Here is a 14,600-nt window from a genome sequence, read left to right on the forward strand (position 1 = left end):
ATCATCATATTGGGGAAAATGTTCTCTATTATCAACCACATGTTGCAAAGCTTCCTTGGCTTTTGCTGGATCTATCTCTAAAAGCTGCCGCCAATCTCTTGTATCTCTAATTCCAAATTTTTCAAACCACTCGGCTTGTGCTGTTTCTTTGGTAAAATTTCCCTCATTCTCAACTTGACTAACATAATCACCTGGTATTACCCCATATTCATCACCCATAAATTTTAATTTAATTTCTAAATATTCTTAAATCTTAAATCCTAAATCTCTCCTACCCCCTACTTTCTACAACCCTACCTCCCTATCTTCTCGCCAAATATCCTATAAATTTACCAATCAACGGCACCTTGACCGGATTTTCCTCTCCCAACACCTTGCCCACCACCTGACTAGCCGTTATCGAAACATTTAGCGAATTATCTGTTTCTCCCCTGACGATCACCTGCCCATCTTCTCTATCTACATCCACAACTCTTTGTACTGCCAGATTATCGTTTTCTTTTTCTTTCTGTTTGAAAACCACCAAATCATTTGTTTTTATCTCTTCTTTACTAATCAATCCGCGCACCAAAACCAAATCATCCCTCTCTATCACCGGCCACATTGAATCTTCTGTCATTACCAAAATAGGATATGGCGTCTTTAATAAATAAGAAAGAGACGGGTAAAAACCAACCCCAAAAACACTCAAAATAAAAACAAAAATCAGGAAACTGGCCCAGAAAGAAGATTTCTTGTTTCTTTTGGGCAAAGTCATCTCCCAAGATGGGCTGTCATCACCCTCCTTATTATATATATCCTCAAAAACCTTAAAAGTATTATAGGTGCTGATATCAGCTATTTTTTTGTCATTTTTAGTCAGTGACATACATCTATAATATTAACCCAAAACCATAAACTTATCAATGTTGAAAAGGCTAATTTGACATATTCCCAAAAATTGATATACTATAATTACTTTTAAATCAAACAATTTAATATAAAAAGACCGCCTTAACCAGAAAACCAAGGGTTTTCTGATGTTGGCTATCTTTAAAAATTATTAATAAATTAATATTAGCGGCTGGTATATAACCCCTGACTTTCTCCCGCGACCGCGGGAGCGGCAAGGGGGTCGCTAAAATTGACGGCTTATTATGGCTGGTAAATTCGAAAGAACAAAGCCCCATGTCAATGTCGGTACTATTGGCCACGTTGACCACGGCAAAACCACTTTGACTGCTGCCCTCCTTTCTTATATAAAAACGACTGGTGGCACAGCACAAGACAAATCTGTTGACCAAATCGACAACTCTCCAGAAGAGAGAGAACGCGGTATTACTATTTCTACTACTCATGTAGAATATGAAACCGCCAAAAAGCATTATGCCCACATTGACTGTCCTGGTCATGCCGATTATATCAAAAACATGATCACCGGTGCCGCTCAGATGGATGGCGCTATTCTTGTCGTTTCTGCTGCTGACGGCCCAATGCCTCAAACCAGAGAGCATATTCTTTTGGCCCACCAAGTCGGCGTACCGCACATTGTTGTTTTCTTAAATAAAGTTGACCAGGTAGATGACAAAGAGCTTATAGACTTGGTCGAAGAAGAAATCCGCGACCTTTTGAAAAAATATGAATTCCCTGGCGACACCACCCCGATTATCAGGGGATCTGCCTTGAAAGCCCTCGAGGCTGCCCAAGCTGGCAATAAAGATGATGAAAATTTCAAAGCTATCGGTGAGCTCTTAAATAAACTCGATGAATATATCCCGGATCCGGTCAGGGTCACAGACAAGCCTTTCCTCATGCCAGTCGAAGATATCTTCACAATTGAAGGCCGTGGCACCGTAGTTACCGGTAGAATTGAAAGAGGCACCATTAAACTAAACGAAGAAGTTGAAATTGTTGGCCTCAAAGATACTCAAAAAACAGTAGTCACTGGTATTGAAATGTTCAATAAACAATTGGACGAAGGCCAGTCTGGCGATAACGCCGGCCTCTTGCTACGCGGCACCAAAAAAGAAGATGTCATGAGAGGACAAGTTTTGGCCAAAACAGGAAGTGTCACTCCACATACCGAATTTGAATGCCAAGTTTATGTCCTAAGTAAAGAAGAAGGCGGTCGCCATACCCCGTTCTTCAAGGGTTATAAACCCCAATTCTATATCCGCACTACCGATGTCACTGGCGAAGTTATTTTGCCAGAGGGCACTGAAATGGTTATGCCTGGCGATACTATCACCTTGAAAGTTGTCTTGATTCATCCTATTGCTCTTGAAGAGCAACAGCGTTTTGCTATCCGCGAAGGCGGCAAAACTGTTGGCGCAGGCGCCATTACCAAGATTATTAAATAATCGTCACCCCCCACTTTTTAAAAGTGGGGGGTTGGTTTGTTTAATAATTTAACCAACTATGGTTGATAACAAAAAAATACAAACCAACGAGGAAGAAGCTAAACCAAAGATCAGGATCAAGGTCAAGGCTTTTGATCATAAAATTATTGACCGAGCCACGAAGACCATCATTGATACTGCCAAAAGAAGCCAGGCTCAAATCAAGGGTCCAGTGCCTCTTCCTACTGAAAAAACAAAATATACTGTCAACCGCTCTACTTTTGTACACAAAGATGCTAGAGAGCAGTTTGAAATGAGAATTCATAAAAGATTGATTGATATTTATGACCCCAAAGGCACCACCATCAATGATCTGACTAACCTTGCTCTCCCAAGTGGAGTGGATATTGAAATAAAAATGTAAAGGTTGACAAAATAAGATATTTAGTTTAAATTGTATTTTACAAAATAAAAATCTGTTAAGAATCCAAATAAGATCCCTTTCGGAAACCATTTGACTATTCTTAATCATTGATTAATCAGGTAATAAATTAGATACAAAACATATAAAACCCGCCTTAGATGTTTTATATCTGGTTTATTATAGCCAGATTTTTGTTTTATATTAGCCAATTATGAAATTTATTCTTGGCCAAAAAAAGGGCATGACTCAGATATTTGGTGAAAATGGCAATGTCACCCCAGTGACCATCATTGAAGCCAAGCCCTGCCCCATAGTCAGGACAAAGACGCAAGACTCAAAAGACGGTTACAACGCCGCCGTTATTGGTCTACCTGGCAAAAAGAAACTTGGCAAACGAGAACTCGGACAAACTAGAGGTCTCGGTAATTTACAATACCTCAAAGAATTTAGAATTGATGAATCAGACACCCTCTCCCTATCCCATGGAGATACAATCACCGTTGATGCTTTTAATGTTGGAGACAAAGTAAAAGTAACTGGCTTTTCTAAGGGTAAAGGATTTCAAGGTGTAGTTAAAAGACATGGCTTTCACGGTCACAACAGCACCCATGGTACCAAAGATCAAGTACGCACTTCTGGTTCTGTTGGCCCTTGTGAGCCAGCCAGGGTTTTCCCTGGTGTCAGAATGCCGGGCCATATGGGCGACGCTCAGGTTTCAATCAAAAATCTTTCCGTAATTAAAGTTGATAAAGATAATAACACTATTTATGTCAAAGGTGCTGTCCCTGGGGCCAGAAATGGTCTACTGATAATAACCTGTGATGGCAAACTAGAATTAAAGAAAGACAATGAGCCAACAAACGAAGTCCAGGACGCCGAAGCTGCTACTCCCACTGAAACCGCTGAAAACCAAGAACTAACTACTGAAAATAATCAATAATTATGTCTTATCCGGTTTACAATCAATCAGGAGAAGTAATCAAGGAAATAAATCTCAATCCTTCTATTTTTGCTGCCAAAATAAATGAAGCGCTGGTACACCAAATCGCTGTTGCCCAGATGGCCAACAAAAGACAAAACCTGGCCCACACCAAAACCAAAGATGAGGTTCGTGGTGGTGGCAAAAAACCTTGGCGCCAGAAAGGCACTGGTCGTGCCCGCCATGGTTCTACCCGCTCCCCTCTTTGGAAGGGCGGCGGTGTCACTTTTGGTCCACGCAATGATCGCGATTTCACCCAAAAAATAAACAAAAAGATGAAAAGAGGAGCTATTTTTTCCTGTCTTTCTGACAAAGCGGCTGATAAAAATCTCATAATTTTGGAAAACTTTAATTTACCAGAAATAAAAACCAAGGAATTTGGTAAAATTATATTCAACCTGAAAAATGCCTTGTCACTGAAAAACAAAAAAATCAGTGAAAAAACAAGTGAAAAATCACAAAAGAAGGAAAAAAACGTTGACCTCAAAAAATATTCTCTATCTTTATTGGTTGCCTCTGATAAAAAAATTGCCGATCTCTCTCGCGCCGGACGCAATATCCCCGGAATCAAAATCACCAACGTTAATTCTCTAAACGTTCTCGACTTGCTCCGTTATAAAAACCTGATCCTAACTGAGGAAAGCTTGCCTACTATAGAAAAAATTTATCTAAAAAATAACTAATATGGCATTATTCGGCATTGGTAAAACTAATAAAGAAGAACCACAGAAGCCAGCCGCCTCCAAAGGCGACGGCCAGTTTAAAAATGCTGAAGTCAAAAAAACCAAAACTATTACCAATAATAATGACTCAGCCGAATATAAAAATCCGCGCCATGCCGATATTCTTATTCATCCATTATTGACAGAAAAATCTACTATTCTATCCAGCCAAAACCAATATGTTTTTTCCGTCGGCCAACGAGCTGACAAAAGACAAATCAATGCTGCGATCAAAGAAATTTATAAAGTCACCCCATTAAAAATAAGAATTATTCCCGTTCGCGGTAAAAAAGTCCGCACTGGCAGAAACACCAATGGCTACTTAAAAAATTGGAAAAAAGCCATCGTCACCATCCCCGCCGGTACCAAAATCGACGTTTACGAAAGCTAATTAATTTTATGGCTATCAAAGCTTACAAACCAACCACCCCTTCCAGGCGCAGAACTACTGTTGTCTCTTCTTTGGATCTCACCAAAAAGAAACCGGAAAAGAGTCTAACTATTATTAAAAAACAATTTGGCGGTCGCAACCATAGTGGCCAGATCACCGTCCGTCATCGCGGCGGCGGCGCGAAAAGACGTCTGAGAATTATTGACTTCAAAAGATTGGACTTTAATCGCCCAGCTCAAGTTCTAGCTATTGAATACGACCCCAACCGCTCGGCCAGGATAGCTCTTATTGTCTACCCCAACGGAACAAAATCATATATCCTTGCACCAGAAGGCTTAAAGGTTGGTGAGCAAGTACTTTCTTCTCGTGAAAAAATTGAAATAAAAATTGGCAACCGCCTACCATTAGAACATATTCCGCTTGGCATCATGGTCCACAATATCGAACTAGAACCCGATAAGGGTGGTGTCATCGCCAGATCTGCCGGCAATGGAGTTTTTGTCCAAGCAGTCGAGGGCAAACACGCCCAGCTCAAAATGCCCTCTGGGGAGATACGCTTAATAAAAAAAGAATGTTTGGCTACTATCGGCCAAGTTTCCAACCCAGATCATGGACTGGTGCGCTATGGTAAAGCTGGACGCATGAGACATAAAGGTATAAAACCGACTGTCCGTGGCAAGGCGATGAACCCCTGTGATCATCCCCATGGCGGTGGTGAAGGTCGTCACCCAATTGGTATGCCTTATCCGAAAACCCTCTGGGGCAAACATGCTTTGGGTGTTAAAACCAGAAAACCCAAAAAATGGTCTAATAAATTAATAATCAAGAGAAGAAAAAGAAATCGTAAGTTAATCTAAAAATATGAGCCGTTCACTCAAAAAAGGTCCTTATGTGGATCAAAAACTGATCAAAAAAATAACCAACAAGAAGCCATCTGAGGCTGGGGTTGTAAAAACTTGGTCCAGAGACTGTACTATCACCCCAGAAATGGTTGGTTTTACTTTTGGTGTCCACAATGGTCGCCAGCATGTTCCAGTCTTTGTCGTAGAAAATATGGTCGGACACAAATTGGGTGAATTTTCCCCAACCCGTAGATTTATCAAGCATGGCGGCAAAAAACAACGCGAGGAAGAACAGGCCGCCGCCGCCAAAGCCGCCACTGTCGCTGCTCCCAAAAAAGAAGATAAAAAATAAACCATATGGAAGCTATAGCAAAATTAAGATTTTTGAGACAATCACCAAGAAAAGTACGCTTGGTCGCTGATGCTATTCGCGGTCAGCGGGTTGACCGTGCTGTTTCTGAATTATCCTTCTCTCCAAGAACCGCTGCCCGTGCTGTCTTGAAGCTTCTAAATTCTGCTCTAGCCAATGCTATTCACAATTTTCATCTAGACAAAGAAAATCTCTTTATCAAAGAAATAAGGGTTGACCAAGGGCCAGCCCTCAAACGCTGGAAACCCAGAGCTTTTGGCCGCGCTTCTGGCCTAAGAAAGGAAACTTCACATATCACTATTGTCTTAGCTGAAATAAAACCTTCGAAAGAAACCTCAAAAGATAAAAATAAAGAAAAACCGGGACCAAAGATGGAAGCCGCTAAAGTCGTCAATTCTTTGGATGAGGTCAAAGAATCAATTTTGGATGATGACAAAGACATTGGTTCAAAGTCAGCAGAAAAAAAATCCGGTTCCAAAAATTTTGGGGAAAAAGGCAAAAAAAGATTCTTTAGTAGAAAATCTGGCTAATTTATTTATCAAACTATATGGGTCAAAAAGTAAATCCAAAAATATTCCGTATCGGCACCACCAGAACTTGGAGTTCTCGCTGGTTTAGTAATAAAAAATATTCTGCCAAACTGGAAGAAGATATTAAAATTAGAAAATTCTTGGAAAAAAAATTCAAAGAAGCCAGTGTAGACAGTGTTGTTATTGATCGCACAGCTGACACCTTGGAAATAAACATCAATACCAGCCGACCGGGCATGATTATCGGCAAAGGCGGATCCTCTATCGAGGACCTAAAAAACCATATAGCCAAATCAATAATCAAGGATAAAAAAATAAAAATCCAAATTAATATTAAAGAAGTCAGCAAACCGGGCCTCTCTGCTAGAATTGTCGCCCAAAGTGTCGCTCTGGATTTGGAAAAAAGAATTCCCCATCGCAAGACTATGAAAAAATATATTGAACAGATCATGAAAGCTGGTGGCAAGGGCGCAAAAATATCTTGTTCTGGGCGATTGGGCGGAGCTGAAATAGCCAGAAGAGAAACCCTGGGCGAAGGCAAAATACCGCTCCATACCTTTAGGGCTGATATTGATTATGCTAGATTGGCCGCTCACACTACCTATGGCGCTATTGGTATAAAAGTCTGGATCTATAAGGGCGATGTCTTTAATACAGATGAAAATAATAAATAATTAATATGTTGGCACCAAGAAAAGTAAAACACAGAAAATGGCACAAAGTTGCTGGCGCTTCCGGCAAAAAGGCTTCACGCATGACTGAGGTTTCTTTTGGTTCCTGCGGACTAAAGTCTACTGAAGAATGCTGGGTGACCGCCAGACAAATCGAAGCTGCCAGGCGCGTCTTGGTACGCTATATTAGAAAAGGTGGCAAAATATGGACCCGAGTATTTCCAGATAAACCAGTTACCAGCAAGGGATCTGAGGTTCCTATGGGCAAGGGTAAGGGAGCTGTCGACCATTATGTTTTTTCTGTTTTGCCAGGCCACATACTCTTTGAAATGTTTGGCATACCAGAAGCCAAAGCCAAAGAGGCTCTAATCATGGCTGGTCACAAATTGCCAGTCAAAACCAAATTTGTTAAAAAATAAACGCATGACCATACAAGAATTAAAAACCAAATCAGATGCTGAATTGAAAAAATTGCTCGGCGAAAAGAAAGAAAGCTTAAGAGTGATGCGTTTTAAGGTTGCCCAAAGACAGCTCAAAAAAGTCCATGAAGTCAAAACTGCCAAACAAGAAATTGCTCGTATCATGACCTTTATCAACAAGCAAAAAGAACAAAAATAACATTATTCTTCCTATGACACAGGTAAAAAAACAGAAAAAAATATTCTCCGGCAAAGTGGTTTCTACCAAGATGGCCAAGACTATTGTTGTTTTGGTTGAAAGAACAAAAATTCATCCCAAATATCAGAAGAGATACAAAACTAGTAAAAAATACAAAGTTCATGACGAGAAAGGCCAATACCGGGTCGGCGACAAAGTAAACTTTATCGAATGCCGACCACTTTCCAAAGATAAAAAATGGCGGATTTATCCGGAAAAGAATTAATTTATATTATATGGTTCAACATCGTACAATCCTAAAAGTTGCTGACAACTCCGGAGCCAAAAGACTCCAGGTTATTAAGGTGCTTGGCGGCTACAAAAAAAGATACGCCCGGCTGGGTGATATTGTTACTGTCGCCATCAAAGAAGCCGAACCCCATACCCAGATAAAAAAAGGCACTGTGGCCCACGCTGTTATTGTCAGAACCAGAAAAGAAATCCGCCGACCGAGCGGTATCTATATTCGCTTTGATGACAACGCTGCTGTTATTATTGACAAAAAAAACAAAGAACCAAAAGGCACCCGCATTCTCGGCCCCGTTGCCAGAGAGCTGCGCGCCCTTGGTTTCAACAAAATTATTTCCTTAGCTCCAGAAGTTCTATAAATCATATGAAAATAAAAACTAACGACATAGTAAAGTTTCTCTCCGGTAAAGATCTTGGCAAAACAGGCAAGGTCCTGCATGTTATCGCCGCAAAAAACCCCAAACAAAAAACCAAGATAGTTGTTGAGGGATTGAATTTAAGGTACAAACATGTCCGCCCAAAAAATGAACGGGAAAAGGGCCAAAGGATTATGTTCCCCTACCCAACAGATATCTCCAAGGTTGCGCTTGTTTGTCCCAAGTGCGGCAAAACAACCAGAGTGGGCTACCAGGTATCTGAAAATAAAAACGAGACAGCCAAGAAAAAAACAATCAAGCAAAGAATCTGCCGCAAATGCAAAGCAGTTATCTAAAAATAATTAATTTATGAACAGACTCCATAAAAAATATCTTGATGAAATTGTTCCTCGCCTCGAGGCAGATTTTGGCTACGCCAACAAAATGGCCGTGCCTAAAATCACCAAGGCGACCATCAACGTCGGGATTTCCACAGCCAAAGGTGACGCCAAATTTAGAGATATAGTAGAAAATACCTTGAGCCGCATCTCCGGCCAAAGACCGGTGTTTACCAAAGCCAAAAAATCAATTTCTTCTTTTAAAACCAGGGAAGGGCAGATTGTTGGAGCGAAAGTCACCATGCGTAAAGATAAGATGTATGAGTTTGTTGATAAGTTAATTAACTTGGCCTTGCCAACAGTCAGAGATTTCCGTGGCCTCAATAAGAAAAGTATCGACGCCAAAGGCAATCTGACCATTGGCTTTCGCGAACATCTTTCTTTTCCAGAGATCAATCCGGATGAAGTCGAAAATATACACGGGCTAGAAGTTTGCCTTACCTCTACTGCCAAAAACAAAGAGGAGGGCCTTGCCCTATTTAAATATTTTGGTTTTCCATTCGCTGAAAAAGATATCGAGAAAACCAAGAAAAAATAAATTGATAAGTAACTATGGCTACACAAGCACAAATTGTCAAAAGTAAAAAGAAACCCCTTTATTCAACGCGCGTAGTTCGACGCTGTTGGCGTTGCGGCAGGCACAAAGGCTATATTCGCAAATTCAACCTTTGCCGTATTTGTCTTAGAGAGTTGGCCAACAAGGGTGATTTGCCGGGAGTTACAAAATCAAGCTGGTAATAAAATAATTTTAATAGTAAAACAATCATTATGACAGATCCTATCGCTGACATGCTAACCCGCATCAGGAACGCTCAAATAGTCAAAAAGAGCGAGCTGGTTTTGCCATACTCAAAATTGAAAATGGGCATCCTAAATATTCTGACCAAAGAGGGCTGGCTACAAGAAGTTGAAAAAATAGAAGCCGCTGGCGGTAAAATTAACCGCAAGGCCAGTATTACCAGCCGTTTCGATAGTATAAAAATAAAACTTTATTATGACGCCGACAGTCGCCAGCCAAAAATAACCAAATTAGAGAGAATCAGCAAACCGGGACGCCGTGTTTATGTAGACAAAGAAAATATACCTTTTGTGCTGAACGGCAAAGGCCTGGCCATCATCTCCACCTCAAAAGGACTCCTGACTGACCGCGAAGCCAGAAAACAAAAAGTTGGCGGCGAAATTATTTGCGAAATATATTAATTTTAAATTTATGTCTAGAATAGGGAAAAAACCAATCACCATACCACCGGGCGTTGAAATCTCTTTTAGTGACCATGTTTTCAAATGCAAAGGACCAAAAGGTGAATTAATCTGCCATGTCCACCCGACAGTTAATGTTGAAAAAAAAGATAATACCCTGGAGATATCCATCAATGACAAAGAGGACTTGAGCCAAAAAGCCCTTTGGGGTACTATGCGCCAAATAATCGCCAATAATATTGAGGGTGTCCTAAATGGCTATCAAAAACAATTGGAAATAAAAGGTGTTGGCTATAAAGCAGAGCTCAAGGGTGACACCCTGATGCTCTCAGTCGGTTATTCGCACGATGTGAAATTCCCCCTGCCCAAAGGCCTCAAGGGATCGGTAGAAAAAAATATTATCACGCTGGAAGGCATTGACAAACAACTTTTGGGAGAAACTGCCGCCAATATCAGAAAAGTAAGAAAACCGGAACCATATAAAGGTAAGGGTATAAAATATGTAGAAGAAACTATTTTGAGAAAAGCCGGTAAGCAAGTAAAAAGTGGCGCCTAAATATGACTGACCCAAAGACATCACTATACTGTTGGATTGTACTCTCGATAATCATCTTTGGGGCAAGCACTTTTGTTATCAGTTTCTATAATAAAACGGTCAAAGAAATTAATGCCAATTCAATTGCTACCAATAGCCTCACCATTTCACACAATATTTTAAACAACGATTATAACAATTATGAAGAACAATAGTAAAATAAAAAAAGACAACCTTGAGCGCCGCCAAAAAAGAATCCGAGCGAAAATTTTTGGTACTCCAAAAATACCCCGGCTCTCTGTTTCTCGCAGTTTAAAATATATTTTTCTACAACTGATAGATGATCAAAGCGGCAAAACCCTAGTCAGTGTCCATAGCAAAAATATGGATATCAAAGGCACTAAAACAGAAATAGCCACCTCAGCCGGACGCGAATTGGCCAGTAAAGCAAAAAAGGCTGGTATTAATCAATGTGTTTTTGACCGCTCTGGTAGAAAATATCATGGTCGCGTCAAGGCTGTGGCCGAAGGTGCCAGGGAAAATGGCCTACAATTTTAATTCTTAAAATAATCATATGACCCCAAAACCAGATTCCAAAAACAACCCCCGCCGGCCTAAAAAATCCAGAGAAGAAGATTCGGCCTTTGAGCAAAAATTGGTCGACCTAGCCAGAGTAACCCGCGTTACCAAGGGCGGCAAAAGAATGAATTTCCGGGCTTGTATTGTCCTCGGTGACCGTGCCGGCCAAATTAGTTTTGGTGTTGCCAAGGGATCTGATACCACCATCGCTATCAACAAGGCTGTCGCTCAAGCCAAAAAAAGAATTCTCAAAGCTGATGTCAAAACAGGCACTATCCCCTATGCCCTCAAAGAAAAATTCAAAGCCGCCGAAGTGATGATCCGCCCAGGCAAAAAAGGCCGCGGTATTATCGCCGGTGGCGTAGTCCGCATTGTCTTGGAATTGGCTGGCTACCGCGACGTCGTCGCCAAAATAATTGGCTCACAAAATAAGGTCAACAATGTTAAGGCGGTCTATTACGCTCTGAAAAAAATAAATAAATAAATTTATGGCTCTTACCCTATCCAACCTAAAACCCCAAAAAGGCTCTAAGCGCAAAGCCAAAACAATTGGCCGTGGCGGCAAAAGGGGCACTTATTCTGGCCGCGGTATGAAAGGCCAAAAAGCTCGATCTGGCGGCAGTCGCGGTCTCAAAAGACTTGGCATGCGTCAGCTTTTGGAACGCACCCACAAATTAAGGGGGTTTAAATCTCTCAATGAGAAACCAGCCGTTGTTTCGCTTGGGACTATCAATAAAAACTACAAGGATAATGAACTGGTCAACCCTAAGAGTTTGGCTGCCAAAAAACTCATCGCTACTGTCAAACATGGGGCCAAAATCTTGTCTGATGGCTCAATAAATATTAAAATAAATGTAGATGGGTGCTCGCTCAGCCAAGCAGCTGAAACCAAAATCAAAGCTGCTGGCGGGACCATCTCGCCTCTCCCAACCAAAAAAACAGAAAAAAAGGAAAATTCAAAATAATTTTTATAGATTTTGTCTGATTTTTTATGAGATTCACCGAAAAATTAATCAGAGTTTTTAAAGACAGAGAGCTCAGGAAAAAAATAATTTTTGTCCTGTCTCTTTTGGTTGTCTTTAGAATCTCCGCTCATATCCCCCTGCCCGGTGTCGATGTCGTCGCCCTAAAAAACTTTTTTTCTGATAATGAAATTCTGGGCCTTCTGAATATTTTTTCTGGTGGCGGTCTTTCCAACTTTTCCATTGTAGCTTTGGGTATCGGACCCTATATCACGGCCTCTATTATTTTTCAGCTCTTGGCCATGATCGTGCCAAGACTCGAAGAAATAATGAAGGAAGGTGAATCTGGGCAAAAAAGAATCAACCAATACACGCGCATCCTGACTGTCCCCCTGGCTCTTCTTCAGGGCTATAGCACCATAAAACTTCTCCAGCAATCATCACGAAACATTATCACCGATTTCTCTACTACTGATTATCTGATTACTATTATCATTTTAACCGCCGGCACCATGTTTCTCATGTGGCTCGGCGAACTTATCTCTGAGAAAAAAATTGGCAATGGCATCTCCCTTATCATTTTTGCCGGTATCGTCTCCGGCATGCCCTCAGCTATCCAGAGGACCGTCGCCACTTTTCAAATCCAACAAATACTCAACATTGCTGTTTTCCTGGTAATCGCCGTAGCTACCGTTGCCGGCGTCGTCTATATCACTGAAGCTCAAAGAAATATCCCCATCTCTTATGCCAAACGTGTTCGCGGCACCAGGATGTATGGCGGCTTTGACAGCCATCTACCGCTAAAAGTCAATCAAGCTGGTATGATTCCTATTATCTTTGCCGTTTCCCTTATCATGATCCCGACTCTAGTCGCCCAGCTGGCTATGCGCGCCAACAGTGGCTTTATAATCACTATCGCTGAATTCGTCACCAAGCTTTTCCAGAACCAAATATTCTATGGCTCCCTTTATTTCCTTTTGGTTGTCGGTTTTACCTATTTTTATACGGCTGTCATTTTTCATCCCCAACAGATTGCTGACAACCTCCAAAAACAAGGTGGCTTTGTGCCTGGTATGCGCCCTGGCCGACAGACTGCCGAATATTTGGGTGGAGTTAGTAATCGCATCATGCTCGCCGGCTCTCTGTCACTTGGCTTGATTGCTGTCCTGCCTTTGATCGTCGGCCCCCTGACTGGTGTCAGCAGTATGGTCGTTTCCGGCGCTTCACTTTTGATCGTGGTCTCGGTCGTTATTGAAACAGTCAAACAAATAGAATCACAGCTCGAGATGAGAAATTACGACGAATTCTAATTTATTTTGATTTTAAGTAATGCCTGTTTTTTAGCAGGCATTTTTTAAAACCAAAAAACAAACAGGGGTAAAAAGGGCAAAAGGGAGGCAACATGAAAGAAAGCAGTACACAAAAAAGCGCCATCTCTAGCATAAAATCGGGCCTAAAGCACAGACCAAAAGCAAATTTCTACCAGGTTGAGGACGGCGTCCAACTGTATTTAGCAAACGGCTCACAAGTGAGCGTGGCTGCCATTTGTCCGCGCAATCGAACCCTATTGGTGACGACTGAAGTAAAAAAAGTAGTACGCGTGCCAAGGGTGGGAATTAGTCCCATGTCTTGGCCGGCACTAGACGAATTCAATAGGGATAGCCACAAACCCATCATCAAGCTCAAAGATGGCACTCCGGCGACCGTCATCGCCGCATCACCAGGCAAAACAAGGATATGCGTGAAATATACGAAGACGGTCACGAGAATTATAAAAAAAGGTGACGTCCATCCGTCATTTTATGAGAAGGTGGATCGCCTTATGAAGTTCAAATAAGCAAAAACCCCCGTGGGTACCACGAAGCCGCTCCGAAATACAACTCGGATCGGCTCTTTTTATATTTAAAAAAATAAACCAACAAAAAACAGGACCTCTCTATGCCCCGTATTTCTTTTTGGAAAATTCCTAAACCTGAAACCCCTTGCTCTTTATTGGTAAAGTGAAATAAAAAGTCGTCCCCTCGCCCTCCTTGGATACAAACCACATCGCCCCTTTGTGAGATTTGACTATTGCTCTGGCGATAAATAACCCGAGCCCCGTACCGCTAGTCTGTAATTTCATTATATTCTCCGCCCGAAAAAATTTCTTGAATATCTTCTTTTTGTCTTTATCAGGTATGCCCACGCCATTATCAGAAATACTAAAAAGTACATCACCATCCTGCCGCGATATCTCTACGGATATCACCCCGCCATTTTCAACATTGATATATTTTACAGCATTGGTCAAAAGATTCTCTATCACCATGCTGATCCTTTTTGGGTCAACAAAAAGAAGTGGCACCTCGCTCTCATTCCTCAGGCTAACCTTAATATTTTTCTTGTCAGCCAAAGGCTGATTTTCTCTTATAATATTG

The 14,600-nt window shown here is 41.3% G+C and carries 26 protein-coding genes; 23 read left to right on the top strand and 3 right to left on the bottom strand.

Features of this window, described 5'->3' with window-relative positions:
- A partial coding sequence (locus GYA54_01780) for a hypothetical protein (GenBank protein ID NMC51440.1) occupies window positions 1–219 on the bottom strand: 219 nt, incomplete at its 3' end.
- 82 nt (window positions 220–301) lie between these two features.
- Window positions 302–868: a hypothetical protein gene (locus tag GYA54_01785; GenBank protein ID NMC51441.1), complete on the bottom strand. Its 567-nt coding sequence runs from the start codon at window positions 866–868 to the stop codon at window positions 302–304.
- Window positions 869–1,133: 265 nt separating this feature from the next.
- Here GYA54_01785 and tuf point away from each other — a divergent pair, with 265 nt between their 5' ends.
- From tuf to GYA54_01900, 23 genes are all read left to right on the top strand, one after another.
- Window positions 1,134–2,339, top strand: coding sequence for an elongation factor Tu (gene tuf / locus GYA54_01790; protein ID NMC51442.1), 1,206 nt, complete (start codon window positions 1,134–1,136; stop codon window positions 2,337–2,339).
- Between the two features lie 58 nt (window positions 2,340–2,397).
- The gene (rpsJ, locus tag GYA54_01795) at window positions 2,398–2,742 is read left to right on the top strand and encodes a 30S ribosomal protein S10 (GenBank protein NMC51443.1); all 345 of its coding nucleotides are present in this window, start codon (window positions 2,398–2,400) and stop codon (window positions 2,740–2,742) included.
- 211 nt (window positions 2,743–2,953) lie between these two features.
- Window positions 2,954–3,682: a 50S ribosomal protein L3 gene (gene rplC / locus GYA54_01800; protein NMC51444.1), complete on the top strand. Its 729-nt coding sequence runs from the start codon at window positions 2,954–2,956 to the stop codon at window positions 3,680–3,682.
- Window positions 3,683–3,684: 2 nt separating this feature from the next.
- A complete protein-coding gene (rplD, locus tag GYA54_01805) occupies window positions 3,685–4,404 on the top strand; it encodes a 50S ribosomal protein L4 (GenBank protein ID NMC51445.1) in 720 nt (239 codons plus the stop codon).
- 1 nt (window position 4,405) lies between these two features.
- The gene (rplW, locus tag GYA54_01810) at window positions 4,406–4,834 is read left to right on the top strand and encodes a 50S ribosomal protein L23 (GenBank protein ID NMC51446.1); all 429 of its coding nucleotides are present in this window, start codon (window positions 4,406–4,408) and stop codon (window positions 4,832–4,834) included.
- A gap of 8 nt (window positions 4,835–4,842) precedes the next feature.
- Complete coding sequence (gene rplB, locus GYA54_01815) at window positions 4,843–5,691, top strand: 50S ribosomal protein L2 (protein NMC51447.1); 849 nt, start codon at window positions 4,843–4,845, stop codon at window positions 5,689–5,691.
- Between the two features lie 4 nt (window positions 5,692–5,695).
- Complete coding sequence (gene rpsS / locus GYA54_01820; GenBank protein NMC51448.1) at window positions 5,696–6,028, top strand: 30S ribosomal protein S19; 333 nt, start codon at window positions 5,696–5,698, stop codon at window positions 6,026–6,028.
- A gap of 5 nt (window positions 6,029–6,033) precedes the next feature.
- Window positions 6,034–6,576, top strand: coding sequence for a 50S ribosomal protein L22 (rplV, locus tag GYA54_01825; GenBank protein NMC51449.1), 543 nt, complete (start codon window positions 6,034–6,036; stop codon window positions 6,574–6,576).
- A 17-nt stretch (window positions 6,577–6,593) separates the two neighbouring features.
- A complete protein-coding gene (gene rpsC, locus GYA54_01830; protein NMC51450.1) occupies window positions 6,594–7,250 on the top strand; it encodes a 30S ribosomal protein S3 in 657 nt (218 codons plus the stop codon).
- A gap of 5 nt (window positions 7,251–7,255) precedes the next feature.
- On the top strand, window positions 7,256–7,666 hold the full coding sequence (gene rplP / locus GYA54_01835; protein NMC51451.1) for a 50S ribosomal protein L16: 411 nt from the start codon (window positions 7,256–7,258) through the stop codon (window positions 7,664–7,666).
- A gap of 4 nt (window positions 7,667–7,670) precedes the next feature.
- Window positions 7,671–7,865 carry a 50S ribosomal protein L29 gene (gene rpmC, locus GYA54_01840; GenBank protein NMC51452.1) on the top strand — a complete coding sequence of 65 codons (195 nt, stop codon included), beginning with the start codon at window positions 7,671–7,673 and terminating at the stop codon, window positions 7,863–7,865.
- Window positions 7,866–7,878: 13 nt separating this feature from the next.
- Window positions 7,879–8,130, top strand: coding sequence for a 30S ribosomal protein S17 (rpsQ, locus tag GYA54_01845; protein ID NMC51453.1), 252 nt, complete (start codon window positions 7,879–7,881; stop codon window positions 8,128–8,130).
- Between the two features lie 10 nt (window positions 8,131–8,140).
- Window positions 8,141–8,512 carry a 50S ribosomal protein L14 gene (gene rplN, locus GYA54_01850; protein NMC51454.1) on the top strand — a complete coding sequence of 124 codons (372 nt, stop codon included), beginning with the start codon at window positions 8,141–8,143 and terminating at the stop codon, window positions 8,510–8,512.
- Window positions 8,509–8,865, top strand: coding sequence for a 50S ribosomal protein L24 (rplX, locus tag GYA54_01855; GenBank protein NMC51455.1), 357 nt, complete (start codon window positions 8,509–8,511; stop codon window positions 8,863–8,865). The genes rplN and rplX overlap by 4 nt, the downstream gene beginning before the upstream one ends.
- A 13-nt stretch (window positions 8,866–8,878) precedes the next feature.
- The gene (gene rplE / locus GYA54_01860) at window positions 8,879–9,445 is read left to right on the top strand and encodes a 50S ribosomal protein L5 (protein NMC51456.1); all 567 of its coding nucleotides are present in this window, start codon (window positions 8,879–8,881) and stop codon (window positions 9,443–9,445) included.
- 14 nt (window positions 9,446–9,459) lie between these two features.
- Window positions 9,460–9,645 (top strand): type Z 30S ribosomal protein S14, encoded by a 186-nt coding sequence (locus tag GYA54_01865; protein NMC51457.1) that lies wholly within the window; start codon window positions 9,460–9,462, stop codon window positions 9,643–9,645.
- A gap of 24 nt (window positions 9,646–9,669) precedes the next feature.
- The gene (rpsH, locus tag GYA54_01870) at window positions 9,670–10,107 is read left to right on the top strand and encodes a 30S ribosomal protein S8 (GenBank protein ID NMC51458.1); all 438 of its coding nucleotides are present in this window, start codon (window positions 9,670–9,672) and stop codon (window positions 10,105–10,107) included.
- 10 nt (window positions 10,108–10,117) lie between these two features.
- On the top strand, window positions 10,118–10,663 hold the full coding sequence (gene rplF / locus GYA54_01875; GenBank protein NMC51459.1) for a 50S ribosomal protein L6: 546 nt from the start codon (window positions 10,118–10,120) through the stop codon (window positions 10,661–10,663).
- 180 nt (window positions 10,664–10,843) lie between these two features.
- Window positions 10,844–11,200 carry a 50S ribosomal protein L18 gene (locus GYA54_01880; GenBank protein ID NMC51460.1) on the top strand — a complete coding sequence of 119 codons (357 nt, stop codon included), beginning with the start codon at window positions 10,844–10,846 and terminating at the stop codon, window positions 11,198–11,200.
- 16 nt (window positions 11,201–11,216) lie between these two features.
- A complete protein-coding gene (locus GYA54_01885) occupies window positions 11,217–11,705 on the top strand; it encodes a 30S ribosomal protein S5 (GenBank protein ID NMC51461.1) in 489 nt (162 codons plus the stop codon).
- Window positions 11,706–11,709: 4 nt separating this feature from the next.
- The gene (gene rplO / locus GYA54_01890) at window positions 11,710–12,186 is read left to right on the top strand and encodes a 50S ribosomal protein L15 (protein ID NMC51462.1); all 477 of its coding nucleotides are present in this window, start codon (window positions 11,710–11,712) and stop codon (window positions 12,184–12,186) included.
- 26 nt (window positions 12,187–12,212) lie between these two features.
- Window positions 12,213–13,493: a preprotein translocase subunit SecY gene (gene secY, locus GYA54_01895; protein ID NMC51463.1), complete on the top strand. Its 1,281-nt coding sequence runs from the start codon at window positions 12,213–12,215 to the stop codon at window positions 13,491–13,493.
- A gap of 92 nt (window positions 13,494–13,585) precedes the next feature.
- Entirely contained in the window at window positions 13,586–14,020 is a 435-nt protein-coding gene (locus GYA54_01900) for a hypothetical protein (protein ID NMC51464.1), read from the top strand.
- Window positions 14,021–14,149: 129 nt separating this feature from the next.
- On the opposite strand, the gene GYA54_01905 is transcribed toward GYA54_01900, so the two are convergent.
- Window positions 14,150–14,600 (bottom strand): HAMP domain-containing histidine kinase (locus tag GYA54_01905; protein ID NMC51465.1); only part of this gene is annotated, 451 nt, incomplete at its 5' end.

Source organism: Candidatus Kuenenbacteria bacterium, assembly GCA_012797775.1.
Lineage (GTDB): Bacteria > Patescibacteriota > Patescibacteriia > UBA2196 > GWA2-42-15 > JAAZMX01.